Annotated in this window: 20 protein-coding genes; 15 read left to right on the top strand and 5 right to left on the bottom strand. The window is 72.3% G+C overall.

What is annotated here, in order from left to right:
• Positions 1-34: 34 nt before the first annotated feature.
• Together ABZX96_RS22330 and ABZX96_RS22335 are read right to left on the bottom strand one after the other, a co-directional pair.
• Positions 35-487 carry a cell division protein SepF gene (locus tag ABZX96_RS22330; RefSeq protein WP_355547040.1) on the bottom strand — a complete coding sequence of 151 codons (453 nt, stop codon included), beginning with the start codon at positions 485-487 and terminating at the stop codon, positions 35-37.
• A gap of 233 nt (positions 488-720) precedes the next feature.
• On the bottom strand, positions 721-1,698 hold the full coding sequence (locus tag ABZX96_RS22335) for an ABC transporter substrate-binding protein (protein WP_355547042.1): 978 nt from the start codon (positions 1,696-1,698) through the stop codon (positions 721-723).
• A gap of 707 nt (positions 1,699-2,405) precedes the next feature.
• Between ABZX96_RS22335 and ABZX96_RS22340 the strand changes: the two genes are divergently transcribed.
• The 11 genes from ABZX96_RS22340 (at position 2,406) to ABZX96_RS22390 (ending at position 16,654) form a co-directional block, all read left to right on the top strand.
• Complete coding sequence (locus tag ABZX96_RS22340) at positions 2,406-3,344, top strand: amino acid ABC transporter permease (RefSeq protein WP_355547044.1); 939 nt, start codon at positions 2,406-2,408, stop codon at positions 3,342-3,344.
• Positions 3,341-5,395, top strand: a complete 2,055-nt coding sequence (locus ABZX96_RS22345) for an FAD/NAD(P)-binding protein (RefSeq protein WP_355547046.1) — start codon at positions 3,341-3,343, stop codon at positions 5,393-5,395. Before ABZX96_RS22340 ends, ABZX96_RS22345 begins: the two co-directional genes overlap by 4 nt.
• Positions 5,379-6,278, top strand: coding sequence for an amino acid ABC transporter permease (locus ABZX96_RS22350; protein ID WP_355547048.1), 900 nt, complete (start codon positions 5,379-5,381; stop codon positions 6,276-6,278). Before ABZX96_RS22345 ends, ABZX96_RS22350 begins: the two co-directional genes overlap by 17 nt.
• Entirely contained in the window at positions 6,275-7,087 is an 813-nt protein-coding gene (locus ABZX96_RS22355; RefSeq protein ID WP_355547050.1) for an amino acid ABC transporter ATP-binding protein, read from the top strand. Before ABZX96_RS22350 ends, ABZX96_RS22355 begins: the two co-directional genes overlap by 4 nt.
• Before the next feature lie 155 nt (positions 7,088-7,242).
• Positions 7,243-8,172: an ABC transporter substrate-binding protein gene (locus ABZX96_RS22360; RefSeq protein WP_355547086.1), complete on the top strand. Its 930-nt coding sequence runs from the start codon at positions 7,243-7,245 to the stop codon at positions 8,170-8,172.
• A gap of 68 nt (positions 8,173-8,240) precedes the next feature.
• Positions 8,241-9,302, top strand: a complete 1,062-nt coding sequence (locus tag ABZX96_RS22365) for an LLM class flavin-dependent oxidoreductase (RefSeq protein ID WP_355547052.1) — start codon at positions 8,241-8,243, stop codon at positions 9,300-9,302.
• 385 nt (positions 9,303-9,687) lie between these two features.
• On the top strand, positions 9,688-11,067 hold the full coding sequence (locus ABZX96_RS22370; protein WP_355547054.1) for an LLM class flavin-dependent oxidoreductase: 1,380 nt from the start codon (positions 9,688-9,690) through the stop codon (positions 11,065-11,067).
• An 80-nt stretch (positions 11,068-11,147) separates the two neighbouring features.
• Positions 11,148-12,026 (top strand): DUF1684 domain-containing protein, encoded by an 879-nt coding sequence (locus ABZX96_RS22375; protein WP_355547088.1) that lies wholly within the window; start codon positions 11,148-11,150, stop codon positions 12,024-12,026.
• A gap of 561 nt (positions 12,027-12,587) precedes the next feature.
• On the top strand, positions 12,588-13,487 hold the full coding sequence (locus tag ABZX96_RS22380; RefSeq protein ID WP_355547056.1) for a S1 family peptidase: 900 nt from the start codon (positions 12,588-12,590) through the stop codon (positions 13,485-13,487).
• 378 nt (positions 13,488-13,865) lie between these two features.
• Positions 13,866-14,996 carry an SPFH domain-containing protein gene (locus ABZX96_RS22385; RefSeq protein WP_355547090.1) on the top strand — a complete coding sequence of 377 codons (1,131 nt, stop codon included), beginning with the start codon at positions 13,866-13,868 and terminating at the stop codon, positions 14,994-14,996.
• A 554-nt stretch (positions 14,997-15,550) separates the two neighbouring features.
• A complete protein-coding gene (locus tag ABZX96_RS22390) occupies positions 15,551-16,654 on the top strand; it encodes a S1 family peptidase (RefSeq protein ID WP_355547058.1) in 1,104 nt (367 codons plus the stop codon).
• Between the two features lie 119 nt (positions 16,655-16,773).
• Here ABZX96_RS22390 and ABZX96_RS22395 read toward each other — a convergent pair whose 3' ends face one another.
• Positions 16,774-17,646, bottom strand: coding sequence for a transcriptional regulator (locus ABZX96_RS22395; RefSeq protein WP_355547060.1), 873 nt, complete (start codon positions 17,644-17,646; stop codon positions 16,774-16,776).
• Between the two features lie 721 nt (positions 17,647-18,367).
• Here ABZX96_RS22395 and ABZX96_RS22400 point away from each other — a divergent pair.
• A complete protein-coding gene (locus tag ABZX96_RS22400; RefSeq protein ID WP_355547062.1) occupies positions 18,368-18,499 on the top strand; it encodes a hypothetical protein in 132 nt (43 codons plus the stop codon).
• 273 nt (positions 18,500-18,772) lie between these two features.
• Complete coding sequence (locus tag ABZX96_RS22405; protein ID WP_355547064.1) at positions 18,773-18,955, top strand: hypothetical protein; 183 nt, start codon at positions 18,773-18,775, stop codon at positions 18,953-18,955.
• 259 nt (positions 18,956-19,214) lie between these two features.
• Here the strand turns inward: ABZX96_RS22405 and ABZX96_RS22410 are convergent, their stop codons facing one another.
• Positions 19,215-19,688, bottom strand: coding sequence for a subtilase-type protease inhibitor (locus tag ABZX96_RS22410; protein WP_355547066.1), 474 nt, complete (start codon positions 19,686-19,688; stop codon positions 19,215-19,217).
• 673 nt (positions 19,689-20,361) lie between these two features.
• Here ABZX96_RS22410 and ABZX96_RS22415 point away from each other — a divergent pair.
• Entirely contained in the window at positions 20,362-20,664 is a 303-nt protein-coding gene (locus ABZX96_RS22415; protein WP_355547068.1) for a hypothetical protein, read from the top strand.
• Positions 20,665-20,928: 264 nt separating this feature from the next.
• Here ABZX96_RS22415 and ABZX96_RS22420 read toward each other — a convergent pair whose 3' ends face one another.
• On the bottom strand, positions 20,929-21,630 hold the full coding sequence (locus ABZX96_RS22420; RefSeq protein ID WP_355547070.1) for a TetR family transcriptional regulator: 702 nt from the start codon (positions 21,628-21,630) through the stop codon (positions 20,929-20,931).
• Positions 21,631-21,815: 185 nt separating this feature from the next.
• Here ABZX96_RS22420 and ABZX96_RS22425 point away from each other — a divergent pair, with 185 nt between their 5' ends.
• Entirely contained in the window at positions 21,816-22,580 is a 765-nt protein-coding gene (locus ABZX96_RS22425; protein WP_355547092.1) for an SDR family oxidoreductase, read from the top strand.
• Positions 22,581-22,646 lie beyond the last annotated feature (66 nt).

Consider the following 22,646-nt stretch of genomic DNA (forward strand, 5'->3'; position numbering starts at 1 on the left):
GACGCGCGCCACTTTGGCGACAGGGCTTGGCCCGTCAGCTCTGGTTGAAGAATCCGCCCTGCCCCCGGCGGCCCGCGCCCTCGCCGCTGAGCACCCGGTAGTCGGCGGGGGTGAGCAGGAAGACCCGGGTGGCCACCCGCTCGATGGAGCCGCGCAGCCCGAAGGTCAGCCCCGCGGCGAAGTCCACCACGCGCTTGGCGTCGGCGGGCTCCATGGACGTCAGATTGACGATCACCGGGACGCCCTCCCGGAAGAGCTCGCCGATGCCGCGCGCGTCCCGGAAGCTCTCCGGGGTGACCGTGGCGATGCGGGTGGGCTGCTCCGGCGCCGCCTCGTCGGCCGGCCGGGCGCGGACATCGGTGACCCAGGCCTGACCGCCCGTCTGGCCCGGGTCTGACTCCTCGGCGTAGTCGTCGTCGTAGTAGCGCTCGTCATCGTTGTCGTCGACGAGGCCAAGCCAGGCACTCGCCTTGCGCACCGATCCCATTGACGCCTCCTCTCACCCGCGGTGTCTGTTGTCCCGCCTCCCTATCGTCGTCCATGATGCGGATGCTGCGCCAAGCGATAGCCGCCGCACGGGGGGTTCGTGACACATCTGGTGCAAACAGGGTGGCGTGTCGTCAGGACGTGTGCAGCTTAAGCGAACTGACGGTGTGGTGCGCGTCACGGTCGGTACGCGTCGCGCCGAGGCGGTCGGGAGGGCCGGTCGGAGGCGCCGGACTAGCGGATTTCCGGCGGGCTGATGCGGGAGACGGGGATCGCCGAGGCGCTGGTGCCCCACTTTTTCAGGATGCGGGCGTAATCCCCATTTTTGTGCAGCTTGTTGACGGCGGCCTGGAAGGCGGGGGCCAGCGGGGTGCCCTTCTTGAAGGCGAAGCCGACGTCCAGCCGCTTGAACTCGTTCAGGAAGCGCACCCCCTCCTGCTGCCGTACGGCGTAGCGGAGCCCGTTGATGGTGCTCATCACCACGTCGCTGTGTCCCTGCCGGAGGGAGATCCACATGGCGGCCTCCTCGGCATAGGTCCGCACCTCGTACGGCTCCTTGCCGGCCGCGGCGCAGCGGGACCGGTTTTTCTCCAGGGTGGCCTCGAAAGTGGTCCCGGCACCGGTGGCCACCGTCTGCCCGCACAGCTGCTCCAGGGACGTGACCTTCCGCAGGGGGCTGTCCTCGCGGGCCGCGAACCCCTGGCCGTCGTTGATGTAGGTGACGAAGTCGATGACGCGGCGGCGTTCCTCGGTGACGCCGAAATTGCCGGTGCCCAGGTCGTACTTCCCGCTGCCGAGCGCCGGCAGGATCGCCTCGAAGCTCGCCACCTCGCGCTTGAGCGTGATCCCGAGCACCCGGGCGACCGCCTCTGCCATGTCGATGTCCTGGCCGACGACGGTCCCGCCGTCCTCCGGGTAGGCGGCGGCGGGCGGCGTGCCGACGGAGACGGCGAGGGTCAGGGTGCCGCGGGCGCGGACGTCCGCGGGGAGCAGCTTCGCCACGGCCGGGTCCTTCTCGATGCCCGAGACGACGTCCGTCGTGGGGATCGCTCCGGCGGGAGCGGCGCCGCGGGGACGGGACGCGGCGTCAGGAGCGCCGGAGCCGCAGGCGGTGAGGGCGAGGGCGGCGGCGGCCAGGACGGCCGCGGCGCGGGCGGTGCGCGAGCGGGGGCTCCGGACGGGCGTACGGGATCGGGGGCGGGCGGTGCGCATGAGGTCGGGGCTCCAAGATGTGGTGCGGGCGGCGGTGAGCGGGGCGGGCGGCCGGTCGGTGTGCGGGCGGGAGGGCCGGTCGGTGTGCGGGCAGGCGGGTCGGTCGGGGTGTGCGGAGGCAAGCGGGCAGGGCTCGGCCGGGACGGGGGTACCTGCCGGTGGCGGGGCTCGTGAGTACCTGCGGACGCCCCCGAGGCCGGGACCGTACGGACACGGCGAACGATCCCGGGTGCCCTCGCGGGCGTGCGAAGGATGCCCACGGGCGCACGTGTCCCAGGGGGCGACGGATCAGGGTGCGCCTACGGACGGCGCGGATCGAGCGAGGGGAGGGGTGCGCCGGTGGACGGCGCGGGTGTGTGAAGGCGCGGTGACGGAGGGAGTCGGAAACCGCGCGGCGGCCCGGCCGGTGCGACGGCGGGCGCGGGGCGGCGGGGTCAGCTCAACAGGAACAGGACCACACACGACCGAAGTCGATGTGGTCGCGGGTGACCAGCCGCTGCCATGCGTTCATGCTGCTCAGTGGAACAGGCATCCGTATTCCGCGTCAACCTCGGTGTGACGCACCGCTCACAGTGTGGACAGCCTTGACAACGGGGCGTGTGCACCCCATAGCCTCAAAGGCCAGTCGTGCTGAGGGGCGCGACTCGCAAGCCTGTGTGAAGGCGCTCAACTCCCGTGCTGCACCATGACATTCACGGAGCCTTCGCATGCCTGCGCCCGATACCGCCGCTCCTGCGGATTCCCGCCCCCATGACCGGCCTCTTCCCGTTTCACGTGAAACCGCGCTCTCCCAAGTCGAGTTGAGCGGCCCCGGCGTCTCGCCGCGCGTCGTGCCCGTCCGCCGTACCGGCCAGTGGCTCGCCGCCGGTGTGGTGCTGCTGCTCCTCGCCATGGTCGTCAACTCGGTCGTGCGCAACGAGGCGTTCCAGTGGGACGTGGTGATCGAGTACTTCACCACCACCGCCGTGTTGCGCGGGCTGGTGCTCACGCTGTGGCTGACGGCGCTGGTCATGGTCCTCGGCTTCGTGCTGGGAACGGTGCTCGCCGTGATGCGGCTGTCGGCCAACCGGGTGCTGCGCTCGGTGAGTTGGGGGTATGTCTGGCTGTTCCGGTCGACGCCGCTCCTGGTGCAGCTGCTGTTCTGGTTCAACATCGGGGCGCTGTATCCGCGGCTCGGGCTCGGTATCCCGTTCGGGCCGGAGTTCGTCACCGTCAAGACCGCGAACCTGCTGGGACCGGTCGCCGTCGCCGTCATCGGGCTGACGCTGCACGAGGCCGCGTACGCCGCCGAGGTGGTGCGCGGCGGGGTGCTGTCCGTGGACCGGGGGCAGACCGAGGCGGCGCAGTCGCTAGGGCTCGGGGCGTGGCGGCGGCTGCGGCGGATCGTGCTGCCGCAGGCGATGCGGGCCATCGTGCCGCTGGCCGGGAACATGCTGATCGGCACGCTCAAGGGCACCTCGATCGTCAGCGTGATCGCCGTGCAGGACCTGCTCTACTCCGTCCAGCTCGTCTACCACCGCACCTACCAGGTGATCCCGCTGCTGCTGGTCGCCACCATCTGGTACGTCGCGGTGACCTCGGTGCTCGGCGTCGGCCAGCACTACATCGAGCGGCACTACGGGCGAGGGGCGGCCGGTTCGCGATGAGGCCCTCCATCGTCATCGTCGGGGCGGGCCCGCGCGCCACCGGGCTGATCGAGCGGATCGCCGCCAACGCCCCCGAGCTGTATCCCGACGCACCGCTGGACCTGCACCTCGTCGACCCGCACCCGCCCGGGGCCGGGCGCGTCTGGCGCCACGACCAGTCGCCGCTGCTGTGGATGAACTCCATGGCCGAGGACGTCACCCTGTTCACCGACGACTCCGTCGAGCTGGCCGGCCCCGTCCGGCCCGGCCCCTCGCTCGCCGAGTGGGCGGAACGGGTGCGCGCCGGGGAGATCGCCGTGCGTCCCGAACTGGCCGACGACGTCCGCGCGTTGGACGGGCAGGGCTTCGCCGGGCGGCGGGTGCAGAGCGCGTACCTGACGTGGGTGTACGAGCGGGCGGTGGCCGCGCTGCCGCCGAGCGTGGCCGTCCACGTCCACCGCGACCGCGCCGTACGCCTCCGCGGCCCGCGTGACGGGCGGCAGAGGGTGTGGCTGGCCGGGCGCGACGTGCCGCTGGAGGCGGACCTCGTCGTCCTCGCGCTCGGCCACCTCGACGCCGAACCCGACGCGCAGCAGCGGGACCTGGCCGCCTTCGCCGCCGACCACAGGCTGACCTACCTGCCGCCGGCCTTCACCGCCGACAGCGACCTGACCGGGCTGCGGCCCGGCGAGCCCGTCCTCGTCCGCGGCTTCGGGCTGGCCTTCGTGGACCTGATGGTGCTGCTGACCGAGGGGCGCGGCGGCTCGTACGCCACCGGGCCCGGCGGACGGCTGGAGTACCGGCCGTCCGGGCGGGAGCCGGTGCTGCACGTGGGGTCCCGGCGCGGCGTGCCGTACCACTCCAAGATCGGTTACACGTGGTGGGGCGAACGGCCGCCGGTGCCCCGGTTCTTCGGCCCCGAGCAGATCGAGGAACTGCGGGCCCGGCCCGGTGGCCTCGACTTCCGGCGCGACGTGTGGCCGCTGATCACCAAGGAGCTGGGCTTCGCCCACTACCACCGGCTGTTCGACGCCCACCCGGAGCGCACGCGCGGCGGCTGGGCGGAGTTCGACGAGAAGTACGCGGTGGCCGAGCCGGGGAGCGAGGTGCTGCGCACGCTCGTCGCCTGCGCCGTCCCCGACCCCGCAGACCGCCTGGACCTCGAACGGCTGGACCGGCCCCTGGAGGGCGTCCGGTACGCCGACGCGGAAGCCCTCCAAGCCGGGCTGCGCGGCTACATCGAGGCCGACCTCGCGCGCCGCCACGACCCCGCGCACAGCCCCGACCTGGCGGTCTTCCTCGCGCTGCTGTCGGTGTACGGGCAACTCGTCCGGCTCGGCGACATCGGCCCGTGGTGGCACGGCTTCTTCAGCTACCTCGCGTCCGGGCCGCCCGGCCCCCGGCTGCGCCAGCTCCTGGCGCTGTCCCGGGCGGGGGTGGTGCGGTTCCTGGGAGCGGACACCACCGTGACGGCCGACCCGGTGCGCGGCGTGTTCCGGGCGGCCTCCGCCACCGTGCCCGGCGCGGCCGTGGAGGCCCGCGCGCTGGTGGAGGCGCGGCTTCCCGAACCGTCGGTGGCCCGTACCCGCGACCCGCTGCTGCGCGGGTTGCGCGCGGACGGCGCCGCCGTCACCCCCGCCGACCTGCTCGCCGCGGACCCGAAGGACGGCCGGGTGCTGGACGGCGCCGGACGCCCGCACCCCCGCCGGTTCGCGCTGGGCCCGCACGCGGAAGGCGGCAGCGCGGGCGCGTTCACCCGGCCGCACACCAACGGCCCCGCCTTCCGGCAGAACGACGCCACCGCGCGGGCGCTGCTGGGCTTCCTGGCGGGGACGGCCGAAGCCGAACCCGCCCGGCCGGCCCGCACGCCACGGGCCGCCGACACCGCGCGGCCAGTCGACCCGGGCTCGTCCCCGTCCGCCGACCCCGCGCGGCCAGTCGACCCGGATTCGTCCCCGTCAGCCGACCCCGCGCGCCCCGACGGCACCCGGACGCCCGCGTCCGGCACCCCCGCCCACCGCCTCCCCCTCCGCGTACCGACCCCTGGAGACCACCATGTCGTTGACCAGTGACCCGCCCGCCGGGGCGACGGCGGCGCGGGAGGCCGGTCCGCGCGACCCGGACGACCTCGCCGCCCTGAAGGTCGTCCCCGTACGCCACCCCTGGAGATGGCTGGCGATCGCGGCGACCGCCGTGGTGCTCGCGCAGTTCGCGCACGGCCTGATCACCAACCCGGCCTGGGAGTGGGAGGTGTTCGCCCGCTTCTTCACCGCCCGCACGATCCTCAAGGCCGTGTGGATCACCGTGCAGCTCACCTTCTACGGGACGGTGCTGGGCTTCGCGCTGGGCATCGTGCTGGCCTTCATGCGGCTGTCCGCCAGCCCGTTCCTGCGCGCGGTGTCCTTCGCGTACATCTGGGCCTTCCGCTCGATCCCGCTCATCGTGCAGTTGCTGTTCTGGTTCAACCTCGCCTACCTCTACAAGCGCCTCCAGTTCGGCATCCCCTTCGGGCCCGGCTTCTTCTCCTTCGACACCATGGGCCTGGTCGGCGCGATGAGCGCGGCGGTCCTCGGCCTCGCGCTGCACCAGGCCGCGTACGCCGCCGAGATCGTGCGCGGCGGGGTGCTGTCCGTGGACGCCGGGCAGCGCGAGGCGGCGAGCGCGCTGGGCATCCCCAAGCTGCGCCAACTGCGGCGGATCGTGCTGCCGCAGGCCATGCGCGCCATCCTGCCCACCGCCGCCAACGAGGTGATCTCCCTCTTCAAAGGCACCTCGATCGTCTCCGTCATGGCGATCGGCGAACTCTTCTACCAGGTCCAGGTCGTCTACGGACGGACCGGCCAGGTCGTCCCCCTGCTGATGGTGGCCACCGCCTGGTACGTCCTGCTGACCACCGTGCTCTCCGTCCTCCAGCACTACCTCGAACGCCACTTCGCCAAGGGAGCGACCCGATGAGCACCGCCACCACCCCCACCGCCGACCACACCGCGCACCCGGCCGACCGCCCCGCGATGGTGGATGTCAGAGGCGTGCACAAGAGCTTCGGCGCACTGGAAGTACTGCGCGGCGTGGACCTCCAGGTCGCGGCCGGGCAGGTCGCCGTGATCATCGGCCCCTCCGGCTCCGGCAAGTCCACGCTGCTGCGCACCATCAACCACCTGGAGAAGGTCGACAGCGGCTGGATCAGCGTGGACGGCGCGCTGGTCGGCTACCGCCGGTCCGGCGACAAGCTGTACGAGCTGCGCGAACGCGAGATCCTCAAGCAGCGCACCGGCATCGGCTTCGTCTTCCAGAACTTCCACCTCTTCCCGCACTTGACCGTGCTGGAGAACGTCACCGAGGCCCCCGTCGCCGCCCTGCGCCGCCCCAAGAAGGAGGCCGCGCACACCGCGCGCGGGCTGCTGGCCCGGGTGGGCCTGGCCGACAAGGCGGACGCGTACCCCAAACAGCTCTCCGGCGGACAGCAGCAGCGGGTGGCCATCGCCCGCGCCCTCGCCCTGGAACCCAAGCTGCTGCTGTTCGACGAGCCGACCTCGGCGCTGGACCCGGAGCTGGTCGGCGAGGTGCTGGACGTCATCAAGGACCTGGCCCGGCAGGGCACCACCATGGTCGTCGTCACGCACGAGATCGGCTTCGCCCGCGAGGTCGCCGACACCGTCGTGTTCATGGACGGCGGCCAGGTCGTCGAACAGGGGCCGCCGGAACAGGTGCTGGACCGGCCCACCCACGAGCGCACCCGGTCCTTTCTGGCGAAGGTGCTGTGAGGCCCGTCATGACCAAGGTGCCGCCAGCCGTGCCGATCACGAACGACGACCCGATCACGAAGACCCCGTCGAACCACGATGCCTTCCACCGCCCCACCAGGAGAACGCCGTTGAACCGCCGCCGTACGCCGCCCGCTCTCGCCGCCCTCGCCGCGCTGCCGCTCGTCCTGGCCGGCTGCGCCGACCCCGGCGACGGGAGCGAACCCGCCGGAGCCCAGGGCAACCGGGTGGCCGGGATCAACCTCGCCCCCGAGCAGCACCGGGTGCGCGGGACCAAGGACGCGCGGGCCGCCGCGCTGGTGCCCGCCCGGGTACGGGAGTCCGGCACGCTGCGGATCGGCATCACGGCCGACGGCATCCCCCCGCTGGGCTTCTACGCCACCGACGACCGGACCGTCATCGGCGTCGAGACCGACATCGCCGTCCTCGTCGCCGACACCCTCGGTCTCAAGGCCGAGTTCGAGCCGCTGTCCTGGGAGAACCTCTTCGTCGGCCTGGACAGCGGCAAGCTGGACGCCGGATTCTCCAACATCACGGTCACCGAGGACCGCAAGGAGAAGTACGACTTCGCGACCTACCGGCTGGACGAACTGGCGGTGGAGACGCGCAAGGGCAGCGGCTGGCGGGTGAAGGGCCCCCGCGACGTGGCGGGGAAGTCGATCGCGGTCTCCACCGGCACCAACCAGGAGAAGATCCTCGTCGACTGGGCCGAGGAGAACCGGGCCGCCGGACGCGCGCCCGTGGACATCAAGTACTTCCAGAAGGAGTCCGACACCTACCTGGCGCTGCGCTCCGGCCGGATCGACGGCTACTTCGGCCCGCACCCGTCCGTCGCGTACCACGTCGCCACGACCGGCGAGACCGAGATCGCCGGCCGGTTCTCCGGGGGCGGCGAGGGGCTCCAGGGCAAGATCGCCGCGACCACCAAGAAGGGCAGCGGCCTGGCCCGCGCCTACGCCGCCGCACTCCAGCGCACCATCGCCGACGGCACGTACCAGAAGGTGCTCAAGCGCTGGAAGCTGAGCAGCGAAGCGGTCAAGACCTCCGAGGTCAACCCGCCCGGCCTGCCCCGGACGGCGTCCTGACGCGCCACCGGCCCCCACTGAACCGGTGCGCCGCCATCCGGCGGCACACCCGACGGAAGGCCCACCGAATGCCCGCAACCTCCTGCACCCCGTCCCGCGGCCCGCTCCACCTGGCCGTCGCGCTCGACGGACCGCGCCCCCGCCCGGTGGGCCCCCGGACCGCCCGCCGCCGGCCCGAGCGCTACACGGCCGAGCACTACGTGCGGCTGGCGCGGCTCGCCGAGCGCGGCGGCCTGGACTTCGTCACCCTCGGCGACTCCTTCGCCCGGCCCGGCCCCGACGCGCTCGCCGTCCTGGCCCGGGTGGCGCCCGCGACCGAGCGGATCGGCCTGGTCCCCACCGTCACCACCACCCACACCGAGCCCTTCCACCTCGCCACCGCCGTCGCCACCCTCGACTGGGTCAGCCACGGCAGGGCGGGCTGGACGGCGGACGTGTCCACGACCACCGCCGAGGCCCGCCTCTTCGGCCGCCGACCGGCCGCGCCCGCCGACGCGCTGTGGCACGAGGCCGGCGAGGTCGCCGAGGCCGCGACCCTGCTCTGGGACAGCTGGGAGGACGACGCGGAGATCCGCGACCGGGCCACCGGCCGCTTCCTCGACCGCGACAAGCTGCACTACGCCGACTACCGGGGCACCACCTTCTCCGTCCGCGGCCCCTCCACCGTCCCCCGGCCCCCGCAGGGCCACCCCGTCATCGTGATCGACGCGACCGACCGGGCCGTACGGGAAGTGGCGGCGGCGCACGCGGACGTCGCGCTCGTCCGGGCCACCCGCCCGGAGACGGCGGGCGCGGCGCGCGCGGAGCTGCGCGCACTCGCCGGCACCCACGGGCGCGACCCGGACCGGCTGCGGGTGCTCGCCTCCCTCCCAGCGGAGCTGTATGCGTCCGGTGACGCCGTGCGGCTGGCCGGCCGACTGGGGGAGTGGTACGCGGACGGCGCGGCCGACGGCTTCCACCTGCGGCTCGCCGACCCGCCCCGGGACCTGCCGCTCCTGGTGGACGGCACGGTCCCGGTACTCCAGCACCGGTGCCTGCTGCGCCGCTTCTACCCGGGGGCGACCTTGCGCGAGCACCTCGGGCTGCCGCGGCCGGTCAATCGGCACGTCCGGGTGCGGGAGTCGGTGTGAGGGGCCGCGGGCGCGGGGGACGGGCGCGTTTCCGTGGGGGGCGGCCGGTTCTGTGCGGAGAGGGGCGGGGGGTGGTCGTCCGTACGTGGCGTCAGGCCGTCTCCGCCCACCGGGCGAGCGTTCGGAGGCGCGGCCCGGCCTCGCGCGGGGAGGGCCGGGGGTTCGTCCGTACGCGTCGTCAGGCCGCCTGCATCCGCCGAGAGAGCGCTCGGGAGTGCACTCCCGCTCCGTGCGGAGGCGGCCGACGGCTCGTCCGTACGCGTCGTCAGGCCGTCGCCGCCCACCAAGAGAGCGCCCACCCGCGCACCCCCGCTCCGTACGGAGGCGACCGAGCGCCCGCCCGTACGCGCTACCCGGCCGCCCCCACCCACCAAAAGGAGCCCGCATGAGCAGCACCCGTCGGCGCGGCCCCGACCGCCCCCGGACCCTGCACCTCGCCGCCCACTTCCCCGGCGTCAACAACACCACCGTCTGGGCCCCGGCGCCGCCCGGGCAGCGGGCCTGCGGGGGACCGGCCGGGGCCCGGCGCCCGCCCTTCGACAGCCAGATCGCCTTCGCGTCCTTCGCGCACCTGGCCCGCACCGCCGAACGCGGCCTGTTCGATTTCTTCTTCCTCGCCGAGGGGCTGCGGCTGCGCGAGCACAAGGGGCGCATCCACGACCTGGACGTCGCCGGGCGTCCCGAGGCGATCACCGTGCTGAGCGCCCTCGCGGCGGTCACCGACCGGCTGGGCCTGGCCGCCACCATGAGCACGACGTTCAACGAGCCCTACGAGCTCGCCCGGCGGCTGGCCACCCTGGACCACCTCAGCGCGGGCCGCGCCGCCTGGAACGTCGTCACCACCTCCGACGCGTTCACCGGCGAGAACTTCCGGCGCGGCGGCTTCCTCCCGTACGCCGAGCGCTACACGCGCGCCGCCGAGTTCGTCGCCGTGGCCCGGGCGCTGTGGGACTCCTGGCCGGGGCGGGGCGGGCCGCAGCCGGTGAGCCACGACGGCCCGCACTTCTCGGTCGAGGGCTACTTCACGCTGCCGCGCAGCCCGCAGGGCCACCCCGTCGTCATCCAGGCGGGCGAATCCGCCGAGGGACGGGACTTCGCCGCAGCCACCGCCGACGTGATCTTCAGCCGGTACCACGGGCTGGAGGCGGGCCGCGCCTTCTCCTCCGACGTCAAGGGGCGGCTGGCCGCGCACGGCCGCGACCGGGACTCGCTGAAGATCATGCCCGGGGTCAGCTTCGTCCTCGGCGACACCGCCGCCGAGGCCCGGGAGAAGGCCGCCGAGATCCGCCGTCAGCAGGTCTCGCCGCAGACCGCGCTCCTCACCCTGGAACAGGTCTGGGGCCTCGACCTGTCCGGATACGACCCCGACGGCCCGCTCCCCGACCTCGATCCGGACCCGGACGGTGAACTGGCCCAAGGCCGGGTCCGCATCACCGACCGGAAGACGATCGCCGACCGCTGGCGGGAACTGTCGCGCGCCAAGGGCCTGTCCATCCGGGAAACCGTCATCGAGACCACCGGCCGGCAGACCTTCGTCGGAACGCCGCAAACCGTCGCCGAGGAGATGGCCACCCACTTCCGCGCCGGTGCCGCCGACGGCTTCATCCTCATCCCGCACCTCACGCCCGAGGGGCTGGACGACTTCGTGGACCAGGTGGTGCCGCTCCTCCAGGAGCGCGGCGTCTTCCGCACGGAATACGAGGGGACGACGCTGCGCTCCCACCTGCGGCTGCCGGACCCCGCCCGCCCCTTATGGGAAAATTGACCGATATGACGATGTGGCGGCAGCGGGCGGTCGGCACACGTCATGAGAACTGCGATCAGGAAACGAGCGTGATGAGCACCATGAGCACGGGCAGCACCGGAACGCCCCACGGCACGCGGGAACAGCAGGCCGACGGCGGGTCCGGCGACGCGCGGGAACAGCAGGCCACCGGAGGGGCCGGTGACGCGCGGCGGGCCTGGGAGGAGTGGCGCGAGCGGCGCGTCGAGCAGGTGGCCCGGCCGTACGGACCGCTCGCGCTGACCGGCACCCACTGGCTCGACGACTACCCGGACGGCCGCATCGACGGCGTCCCCGGCCTGTGGCGCGCGGACGGCGACGCGGTGGTGCTGAAGGCGGACGCCGCCGAGGAACTGACCGTCGACGGCCGCCCCCTGGACGGCGAGGTCCGCCTCACCCCGGACGACGCCCCCGAACGGGCCCGCGTCACCCACGGCCGGCGCCACCTGCCGGTCCTGCGCCGCGAGGGCGTGTGGGGCGTGCGGGACTTCGACCCGGCCGCCCCGGCCCGCCGCGCCTTCGCCGGGATCGACGCCTTCGACCACGACGACCGCTGGGTGCTGCCGGGCCGCTTCCTGCCGTACGGCCAGGACCGCACGGTCCGGGTGGAGAACGCCGACGGGCGGCACCGCGGCCTCGGCCTCGCCGGGGAACTCGTCTTCACCGTCGACGGCACCGAGCACCGGCTGCACGTCGCGGTGGAGGGCGACGGCTCGCTGTGGGCGGTGCTGGCCGACGCCACCAGCGGCACGGACAGCTACCGCTTCCGGTTCCTGTACACCCCGGCCCCCGCCTCGGACGGCACGGTCACCGTGGACCTCAACCGCACCCAACTGCCGCCCTGCGCCTTCGCCGACCACTTCATCTGCCCCTTCCCGCCGCCGGGCAACACGCTGCCGTTCGCCCTGCGCGCGGGCGAGCGGAACCTCTCCGCGCCCTGAACCATCCTGAGCGGAACCTCTCGGCACCCTGAACCACCCCGAGCGCGGTGCTCCGCCCCCGAGCGCACTTCTCCGCCCCCGAGCGGAACCTCTCTCCGCCCTGACGCGTCCAAGCCCCGACCGAGGGGGTCAACCACGGTCCCGGCCGAGCCGACCAGAGCCGCCGGGGCCGTGGGATCCACCACGATCGCAGTGGGCCACGAGGGCCTACGGTTCCGCCGCGCCCGCGCTGTCCCGCCCCGTCCGCCACCTCCGCACCGTCCCCCGCTCCCGTCCCGAACGGCACGGTGCTGACCGCCGTACGTCCGAAGGTGTGCGGCACGGTGCGGACATGTTCGGAGCGCGTCCGGAACATGTCTGACGATGCGCGGATATACCCGTCGTACGTCTGAAAGGTGCCCTTGCGGCATTGAGGGACGGGCCCCGAGACTCCCGAGCAGCGCTTGTCAGGGGCACGGGGAACCGGATCTGCGGCGTCCTGATGTGGGTGCTGTGCGTGCCTCCGGCTGCGCCTCACGGATCCGCCCACCGGCGGACCCACGCATCCCCTCGGAGGAACACGTGAGCAACGAGCGCACCGCACCCTTCGGCGGCACCCCCAGACGCGTCCGCCTGATCGCCGTCGCGTCCGGCCTGGCCGCGATCGGCGCCTTCGCCCTGCCGACCGCCCACGCCGGCGAAGCCGTCACCTACAGCACCGCCCGGCTCTCCGCGGCGAGCGCCGCCGTGCGGTCGGCGGACGTCGCGGGCACCGCCTGGACCGTCGACGAGAAGACCCGCACCCTCGTCGTCACCGCGGACAGCACCGTCACCGACGCCGAGATCGCCAAGATCCGGCGCACCGCCGGCGCCAACGCGGGGGCGGTGCGCGTGGAACGCACCCCCGGCACGTTCCGCAAGCTGATCTCCGGTGGCGACGCGATCCACGCGACGAGCTGGCGCTGCTCGCTCGGCTTCAACGTCCGCAGCGGCAACACGTATTACGTGCTCACCGCGGGCCACTGCACGGAGGGCGACCCACCGTGGTACGCCAACGCCGCGCACACCACGAGCATCGGCCCGACCGTCGACTCCAGCTTCCCGGGCAACGACTACGGCCTGGTGAAGTACACCAACACCAGCCTGTCCCACGAGGGGACGGTCGGCGGCCAGGACATCACCCGCGCTGCCACCCCGTCCGTCGGCCAGAACGTCACCCGCCGCGGATCCACCACCGGCACCCACAGCGGCCGGGTCACCGGCCTGAACGCCACCGTCAACTACGGCGGCGGCGATGTCGTCTCCGGCCTGATCAAGACCACCGTCTGCGCCGAACCCGGCGACAGCGGCGGCCCGTTGTACTCCGGCAGCACGGCGCTGGGCCTCACCTCCGGCGGCAGCGGCGACTGCGACTCGGGCGGGACGACGTTCTTCCAGCCGGTCACCGAGGCGCTCAACGCGTACGGGGTGAGCGTCTACTGACCCCTGAGGCGGCGGGGCGCCGACGACCTCGCGTGCCCCGGCGCCTCGCCGAGCTTCGAGCTTCGAAAGGTCCTGTTCCCGGACCTCCTACGGGGATTCCGGCGCCCGGGATCCGTCCCGTCCGCGTCGGCGGAATCCCCGCCGGGCTCCCCGAGTCCGGCACCGAGCACCCCACAGTCCTGCGGCCAGCAGAGGTACGGCCCCCGTTCGCTTCGGCGGACGGGGGCCGATTCCTTCCGCCGGACCGAACCCGCTCCCTTCCGCCGGACCGGCCCCGCCCCGTCCGTTCCGCTCTCGGTTTCGGCGGCAGCTCTCGACCGTTCCACGGGGCGGGCATACCGTGGTGAGGTCGGGCGACTCGGACAGCCGGGGGTCGTGATGGTCGAGGAACTGGTGGGCGCGGTCGTGGCGGCGGGGGCGGCGGGGGTGGTGTACCTCCTGGCGGCGGCCCGGGTTGTCAAGCAGTACGAACGCGGTGTGGTCTTCCGGTTGGGACGGCTGACGTCCTCGGTGCGCGGACCGGGCTTCACCATGATCGTTCCGGGCGTCGACCGGATGCGTAAGGTCAACATGCAGATCGTGACGATGCCGGTGCCCGCACAGGAAGGCATCACCCGCGACAACGTCACCGTCCGGGTCGACGCGGTGGTGTACTTCAAGGTCGTGGACGCCGCCGACGCGGTGGTGGAGGTCGAGGACTACCGCTTCGCCGTCTCCCAGGTCGCCCAGACCTCGCTGCGCTCGATCATCGGCAAGAGCGACCTGGACGACCTGCTGTCCAACCGCGAGAAGCTCAACCAAGGGCTCGAAGTGATGATCGACAGCCCGGCGCTGGGGTGGGGCGTGCAGATCGACCGCGTCGAGATCAAGGACGTTTCCTTGCCCGAGACGATGAAACGCTCGATGGCACGGCAGGCGGAGGCCACCCGCGACCGCCGGGCCCGCGTCATCAACGCCGACGCCGAGCTCCAGGCGTCCAAGAAACTGGCCGAGGCCGCCCAGCAGATGTCCGAGACCCCGGCGGCCCTCCAACTGCGCCTGCTCCAGACGGTGGTGGCGGTGGCGGCCGAGAAGAACTCCACGCTCGTCCTGCCGTTCCCGGTCGAGCTGCTGCGCTTCCTGGAACGCTCCGGCCTCCAGGCCGAGGCGCGCACGGCGGCGTACGAACGGGTGGCCGCGTCCCGGGAGCCCGCCGAGCCGGAACCGGCCGTTGCGCCCCGTGAGTCCGTCGAGCCGGAGCCGTCCGCCTCCGTGGAGGGCGCGCCCCGCGACGAGGTCCCGCTTCCGGTGGAGGGACCGCACCGCGCCGGGGAACCCGGGAGCGCCCCCGAGGCCAAGGCCTCGCCCCGGGTCCGGGGCCCGCTCCCGGCGGACGACCCGCACCGGGTGGGCGGTCCGCTTCCCGATCCGCTTCCCGCGGAGAGGACGCCCCCGGACGCGGACGGACTGCCGGAGCCGGACCGGCTGCCGGGACGCGACCGGCTGCCCGAGCCGGAGGACATGCCGTAGAGGCGGGCCGGTGGCTCGCCGTCCGTGACGCGACCGCCATGACGGCCGGCCACCGGCCCGCGCGGGGAACGCCCGCTCGCGATACCGGCAAGAGGCGCCCGACAGAACGAGCACCGACGTTCCGCGCCCCCAAGGGCCGTCAACCCGCTGACCACCGTGGCCGTGCCCTGCCAACCGCACGGCTCCGGCACACCCCACCACAGGAGCGCACCCCGCCCAACTACAGGCGCAAAGAAGCAATATGGCGCGCCGCCGCCCCACCGCCCCACTACCTCACTCCCGTGTACCACGAGTGAGGCTGGGAATGCTGACGGTGAGTATTGGCATGGACGCGCCTTGCGTGGCAACGTGGCCGCGCGGGACGGCGGTTCGTGCCCTGTCCTGTCCCGTGACCTTCTCCGGGCTCTCCGAGGGCGCGCGTCGCCCGGGTCCGTGCGCCTCCTGCGGCCGTTCCCCTCCGGTGACGTACGGCCTCCGTGCGCACTCCTGGTCCGCGCGTCCGGGTCCTCGCGGGACGGCAAACGACCTCCACCAAGGACAGGGAAGTGTCCCGCATGGAAACGACACGCAGCACGGAATCCACCAGCGCGCGACCGGTCCGCCGGAGCGCGGCCGTACGGCGCGCGGTCCTGACCGGGGCGGCGGCCTTGACGCTCGCGGTGGGCGACCTCGGCCCCGCCCCCGCCGGCGCTTCCCCGGCCCCCGCCCCGTCCGCCGCCGCTCCGTACGTCACCCCGGCGGAGCTCGTCTCCCGGCTCCCCGTCCGCACCGCGGGCTGGTATTACGCGAAGGGGACCGGGAAACCGGTGGTCAACGTCCTGGACGCGGCATCGGCCCGGGCGGTACGGGCGAAGGGCGGCGAGGCGAGGGTCGTACGGCACTCGCTCGCCGAACTCGACGATGCCCGCCGGACGCTGAAGGCCGACGCGACGATCCCGGGCACCTCCTGGTCGGCGGACCCGAGGAGCAACAAGATCCAGGTCACCGCCGACCGCACGGTCAAGGGCGCCCGGCTGGCGCGGCTCACCGAGGTCGTCGCCCGACTCGGCGACAAGGCCCACCTCCGCAAGGTACGCACCACCTTCAGGCCGTTCATCGCCGGAGGCGATGCCATCTGGGGCACCGGCCACCGCTGTTCGCTGGGCTTCAACGTCGTCAAGGACGGCCGGCCCTACTTCCTGACGGCGGGGCACTGCGGCAAAGCCGTCCGGGAATGGTCCGCGGAGCACGGCGGCACGCCGATCGGCGTCACCGAGCAGTCCTCGTTCCCCGGCGTGGACCACGCGCTGGTGAAGTACACGAGCCGGCAGCCGCACCCGAGCGAGGTCGACCTCCACGACGGCACCACCCAGCGGATCACCCGGGCCGGAGAGGCGGAGATCGGCCAGGACGTCCGCAGCAGCGGCAGCACCACCGGCGTCCAGGACGGCGTGGTCACCGGCCTCGACGAAACCGTCAACTACGAAGAGGGCACGGTCGAGGGCCTGATCAGGGCCACCATGTGCGCCAAACCCGGCGACAGCGGCGGCGCCCTCTTCGCGGACGACGTGGCCCTCGGCCTGACCTCAGGCGGCACCGGCACCTGCGCCGACGGCGGCGAGACCTTCTTTCAGCCGGTCCCGAAGGCCTTGGGGGCTTATGGGGCGCGGATCGGGTGAGGGGCGGGGGTGTTTTGTGGGGCGGCTTATCGGTGGGTGCTCCGCTCAGTGAAGTCGACGATTCGTAATGCTCGATGTTTCCTGACGTCCCGTGCGTTGCCACGGCCGTCCCACGGAGATCACGGTGCGGTAAGCACACTCCGGACCCGCTCGTTGAAGTCTGCGACCAGTGGGTCCTTTCCGAACGGCACCATCCTCTTCTGCAAGTCCTGTACCGCTTCGACGCACCGTGACGATTTCACCCGCCGAGTGAGGTCCAGCGTCCGGACCGCGGCGGCATGCGCGGCCTCAAGATTTCGCCGCTGCAAGTGGGAAACGGTCACAGAGGCATGGGACATGGCGCCGCGTCGCGCCCGATTCTGCTTTCGGGAATGGGCAATCGAACGTTGCGCGTTCTCCTCCGCAAGTGCGGGCTGCCCGAGATCGCGGAAGGCGTTGGCCCACTCGCCGCCCAGGTATGCGGGGTCGATGAACTTCGCCCATTCCGGCTCTGTCGCCAGGTCGATACGCGTGGAAGCGGTCTGTGCCTCATGGAGGGCGTGGGCCGCGGCCCTCTGCTCCCCAAGGACCGCCAGGGCGCGAGCTTCCAGTGTCCACAGATCGGCCAGACATGCGTCCGAATGCGATTTTCGAAGGCCCTGCCGCCCGGCCTGGGCGAGTCGACGCCCTTCACCCGGGTGACCGAGCAGCGTCGCCTGATCGGCCATGCCTGCCAGGACATGCGCGCCCAGTGGCGCATCCTCGCTTTCCTCGGCCAGCCGGAGGGCCTGGATGAGATACCGCTGGGCCGTGCCCTGTTCACCGGAGTCGAAAGCCATCCAGCCCAGGAGGTACACCTGCTCGGAGGCAGCGACGAGAAGGGCCTTGCGTACGTCTTCGCCGTACGTGCGCCGCAACAGCGGGAAGACGTGCTGGTTCATGTACGCGGTCAGCGCGAGCCGCCCGGAGCCGCCGCCCTGAAAGATGTCCATCTTCTGGAAGACGGAGAACATGTTCTTTACCGCTGTCACATCTTCCAACCTGACGCGTCGGTTGACGAGTGGTGGTGGGGTTTCGTCCTGGTCCAAGGTGTTCAAAAGCCAGTCACGGGACGGCCCGATTCCCGCGACCGCTGCGAAAGGTGTCCCTGCGAGGAATGTCCGCCTGTCCACGTCGGCTCTCCCAAGATCGGTAACTGCCTCGACCGTCGCTCTCCACGATGAGTGGTAGTTCAGTGCCCGGTCAATGTCGGGTGCCTCGCCGAACCCAAGATCGTAGGTGGTCACACGGAAGCCGGCGCGGCCGGAAAATGCGTCTGCCAAGATCGCTGGAATCGGTGGCCGGGGTACTTCTCCACGCAACCACCTCAACACGCTGGCCCCATCCGAGCAAATGTGGGAATATCCCCGCTCGGCCGCCATGTGTTGCACGACTTGGGCGAGCGCTCGGTTGCTCCATTTCGAACGCTTGAGCCAATGAGCCAGTGCGACGTTTGGTTCCTTTTTCTTCACGGCCGCTTACCGCGCAATCTTTCGTCTGTGGAAAGGCGAAGGGTTGGTGAATTCACAACGGTTCACAACCCCTTGCCACGCTACCGCCGTGCCCCGGACGGCAGTTGGCTTACTGCAAGGAGATTCCACTGCACGGACGAATGAAAGGGGTGGTGTGGTGACCTATCGCGAAGGCGCAGTCGTAAAAGACGCCGCCACAGGGCTCGTGGGTGAGGTGGTTCGAGTGGACCATGACGCCGATCTGGCCTGGCTGAGGTATCTGGGCGGAACGTACGAGTGGCAGGCGCGGGGCACGATGCTGCGGCTGGCGAGTGCCGTGGAGCGCGCGCGGGCGGGGTGCGGGGTGGCGCGGTGATCGGCGGGTGGGCGATGGACACCGTCACGCGTGCCGTGGGCCGGGTCGTCGGGCGGGCCGACGCGGCGCTTCTCGTGGTCGAGGCGGCCACCGCCAAGGCGACCACCAAGTCGAGGGGCTGGCAGTGGCTGGCGAGTCCGTTCTCATTGCGCCCGGCGACCCGGGACGAGTACGAGACGGCGATGGCGCGGAGGGACGAGGGCCAGGCGGCAACGGCGCGGAGGGACGAGTGCCCATCGGCGTCGGCACAGAGGGGCGGATTCGATGGTGTACGTGCCGTTTACCGAGAAGGATTTGGACGCCTGGCTGTACGAGGCCCGGCCGGTCGCGGGGTGCCGGACCTGCGAGGAGGAGTGGGAGCGGCGGCGGAAGGCGCTCGCCGAGAGGGATGGGTGGGGCGCCTTCGCGGCGAGTCAGGCGATCCGCAGGCATCCCGGGCACTCCGGGTGCCGGTGAGGCGGGCGTGGTGATCCGGGAGGAGGACATCCGGGAGGAGGGCACACGCACGCCGCCCCCACCGGCCGGCCTCGCGCCCTCGGAGTCCGGTGGTCCCGTCTACCGCGTGCCCGCCGGGCAGGCGGTGCCGCCCTGCCGAAGGCCGTGTGCCGTGTGCGAGGCGGCGGGCCGGCAATGACGAGAACCGGCTCCGGACGCCTTCTCTCTCGTCCGGAGCCGGTCGGCCGGGGAGGCCGGGGTGGGGCGGTGCGGGGGTCGATCAGAACTCGAAGACCCGGCCCTTGCCGTCGATCATCGCGCAGGCGTTGGCGAAGGTGTGCTCGTACGAGACGCGGTTGCCTTCCCAGACGCCCTGCGCCGTGACCGTGATCGGCGCCCATTCCTTCGTACACACACGGTCGGAGGGCGCGTGCGTGACGGCGGTGAAGTCGCCCTTGAGCGCGCGCAGTTCGTTGCAGGCGCCGCGCGGGTCGGGGTGGGTGCCGGACGGGGTCGGGGCGCAGGTGAGGGTCACCGCGCGCTGGGCCGTCGTGGTCGCCGCGCTCTCGCCCGGGCCGACGGTGAGCACCAGCGCCGAGGGCGCGTACAGGCTCATCGGCCGCGCCTGCTCGGTGGCCCGGACGGTCTGGGTGGGCTGGGTGGACGAGGTCGGCTGGGCCTGGGCGGTGGTGGCCGCCAGCCCCCCTGCGACCAGCGCGGCGCCCAGCGTGATTCCCCCAAGGATGTACCGCATTTCGAACACTCCCTTGCTCGGAATTGCAGATATCGGACGGGAGTGTGTCTCAAGGGCGCACGGAAAGCACATCGATCGATCGCTTTCAGTCATTGGTTGAAAGCGGTGGGTAGTGGCGCGAACGCGGTGTGGTGGGGGACACAGGGGTGTGCGGCACCCGTGTGACCAGCGGGAAAGGGGCGTGCGTTCGGCGTCCGGCGCCTTCCGGTCGCGGGAACTCGTCAGCGCGCCGGACGCGTGGCTTCCGCGGACCGTTCCGGAGCCGGTGGGGAATGGCCGAACTGCGTGGCCAGGGGGTCGTTACCGGGGGTCACCGGACGCCCGTGGGACAGGTTCTGGCGGTCTTTTGTTGGGGGGTTGTTCGGTTTTCGGGCAGTGCTGATCAGGTGCCCTCCTCTTGTCGAGTCGGCGCTGACGGGAGCGGGGTGCGGGGTGTGAGGGGCGGAGGGCGCCGTTGCTGATGGGAGCCGGGCCGGGTTGTGGTAGCGCGAACCCCTGGTGCTCAAGGAGCAGTTAGGATCATGTTTGATCGTTATTGGGCGGGCTGTCGACTGGCTCGCCGACCAGCTCTGACGCATCCGATGTGACATCCGATGTGACCGTTTCGGCGGCGCCCACCGGTTTTCCTGGGGGTGCCGCCGGCCCGTATCCGCCGTTGTCGAAAGGGATTCCCGTGCCGCACACGGAATCCGCGCCCGCCGTGCGCAAGTCCCGCTCTCAGGCCGTGCTGGACAACCTCTTCGGTTCCACTGCCCTGTTCATGGCCGCCTCCGTTGTCTGTTTCACCCTCGTGACCAAGAAATATCCGGAGGCCGGACACGAGTGGGGGTGGATTTCCTACGCCGGTGGATTCGTGCCGCCGGTGATCGCCGGGTTGTGGTGCGCGGTGGCGCGCCGCCGTCCCGGAACGGGGGCCGCGGTCGCCGCCGTACTCCTGGCCGTATTCGGAGTTCTGCACTGGTTCACGCAGGCCTGACGGCCCGGCGGCGGTCTGCCGCCGAGCCCCGGGACCCCAAGACCTCGACGAGGGGGGAGAGGCGAAGCGGGACCGGCCCGGCCTCTGCTTCCCGCCCGGGGTCGGTTCGGCGGCCGACTCGCCGCATGTACGCCCAGGATGGGGGAGGCCCTGGCGCCCCTCGTACCTGTCGGCCGGAGCCGGAGGCGATGGGGACGGGGTAGGGGTGGGGGCTGACAGAGCAAGGTGATCGAAGAGGGTCCGGCCGGGGTTCCGCTTCTCCCGCTACCGCCGATCCAGTTCCGGCAGGCCGGCCATCAGGGCGCGCAGGGCGTGCACGACCAGGTCGGCGGGGTTCGGCTCGGGTGCCGCGGCGCCTTCCGGTGTTGTCGGCGGCTCCCATTCGGCCCACGTCTCCACCGCGACCCGCATCGCCGTGTTCGCCGCCGCCGCCGCGAGCCGTACCGCCATCGGGTCGGCGGTCGTCATCCGTGTGAGGACGGGGATCAGGGCTTCCTCTGACTCGTGGTGGGCGCGGTGCCAGACGGCCCGCAGCGCCGGGTCCGTTCGCATGGCGCGCAGGAGGCCGCGTGTCCAGCGCAGGGCTTCCGCGGCCCGTTCGTCGACGGGGGTGAGGGAGCGGCGCGCCGTGTGTTCCAGGGCTTCGCGGACGGGGAGCCGTTCGGTGTCGTCGGCCAGGCGTTCCAGGTCGGCGAGCCACTGGCGGACGCCCATCGCGAGCAGCGGCGCGACCGCGTCCTCCTTGGTGCGGAAGTAGCGGTAGAAGGTGCGCAGCGCGACGCCCGAGGCGCGGGCGATCTCCTCGGCGGTGACCGGGCCGGGGGTCCCGGCGGTGCCGGTGCCGTCGGCCGGGGTGCCGCGTTCGGCGAACAGGGCCGCCGCGGTGCGGGCGATCTCCAGTTGGGTCGCGGCCTTGCGCCGCTCGGTGAGGGAGGTGGCGGGGGCGGGGCGCGGTGCGGTGGGCATGGACACAGCTTACGGGCCCTGGGTGACGGAGTGGCGTGACGTGCTTGGGTGGCACAACGTGCCACTTGGGCGTACGGTGCATGGAGTCGGTAGGCGTGCCACGGGTCGTACGGCGAGGGAGCCCTCGCGCCCGAGGCGTCCGGGGGAGCCCCGGCTCAAGAACAAGGGAGAACGCCATGAGCGCCATGCAGCGCTTCGAGGGCCGCCGTGCTCTGATCACCGGCGCCGGGTCGGGCATCGGCCAGGCCACCGTCCACCGGATCCTCGCGGAGGGCGGCCGGGCCGTGGCCCTGGACATCAACGAGGCGGGCCTGAAGGCCACCGCCGACCGCGCCGCAGCGGACGGCGCCGGGGACCGGCTCACCACCCTGACCTGCGACATATCGGACGAGGCGGCGGTCCGGGCGGGCGTCGCGTCCGCCGTCGAGACGCTCGGCGGCCTGGACGTGCTGGTCAACGCGGCGGGCATCCTGCGCTCCGCGCACACCCACGAGACCACCCTCGACTTCTTCAACAAGATCATCTCGATCAACCTGACCGGGACCTTCCTGATGATCCGCGAGTCGCTGCCCGCCCTCCTGGAGGGCCAGGAGCCGGTCGTGGTGAACTTCAGCTCCACCTCCGCCTCGTTCGCGCACCCCTACATGGCGGCGTACGCGGCCAGCAAGGGCGGCATCCAGTCGATGACGCACGCCATCGCGAGCGAGTACGCCAAGCGGGGGCTGCGGGCGGTGTGCGTGGCGCCGGGTTCCATCCAGTCCGGCATGACCTCCGACCCGGGGCTGCCCGCGGACGCGGACATGAGCCTGTTCGTCAAGCTCGCGCCGGCGCTCGGCGAAGGGTTCGCGGGCCCGGAGACGGTCGCGGGCGTGATCGCGATGCTCGCCTCGCGCGACGGGGCGTTCGTCACCGGCACGGAGATCCGCATCGACGGCGGCACGCATATGTGAGGTGTGGGGCCACCTGGAAGGGGGGCCGCCTGGGCTCCGGTGCGGGGCCGCTCCCGGGAGCGGCCC

This window comes from Streptomyces sp. NPDC003077 (genome assembly GCF_040611095.1).
In the GTDB taxonomy this organism is placed as follows: domain Bacteria; phylum Actinomycetota; class Actinomycetes; order Streptomycetales; family Streptomycetaceae; genus Streptomyces.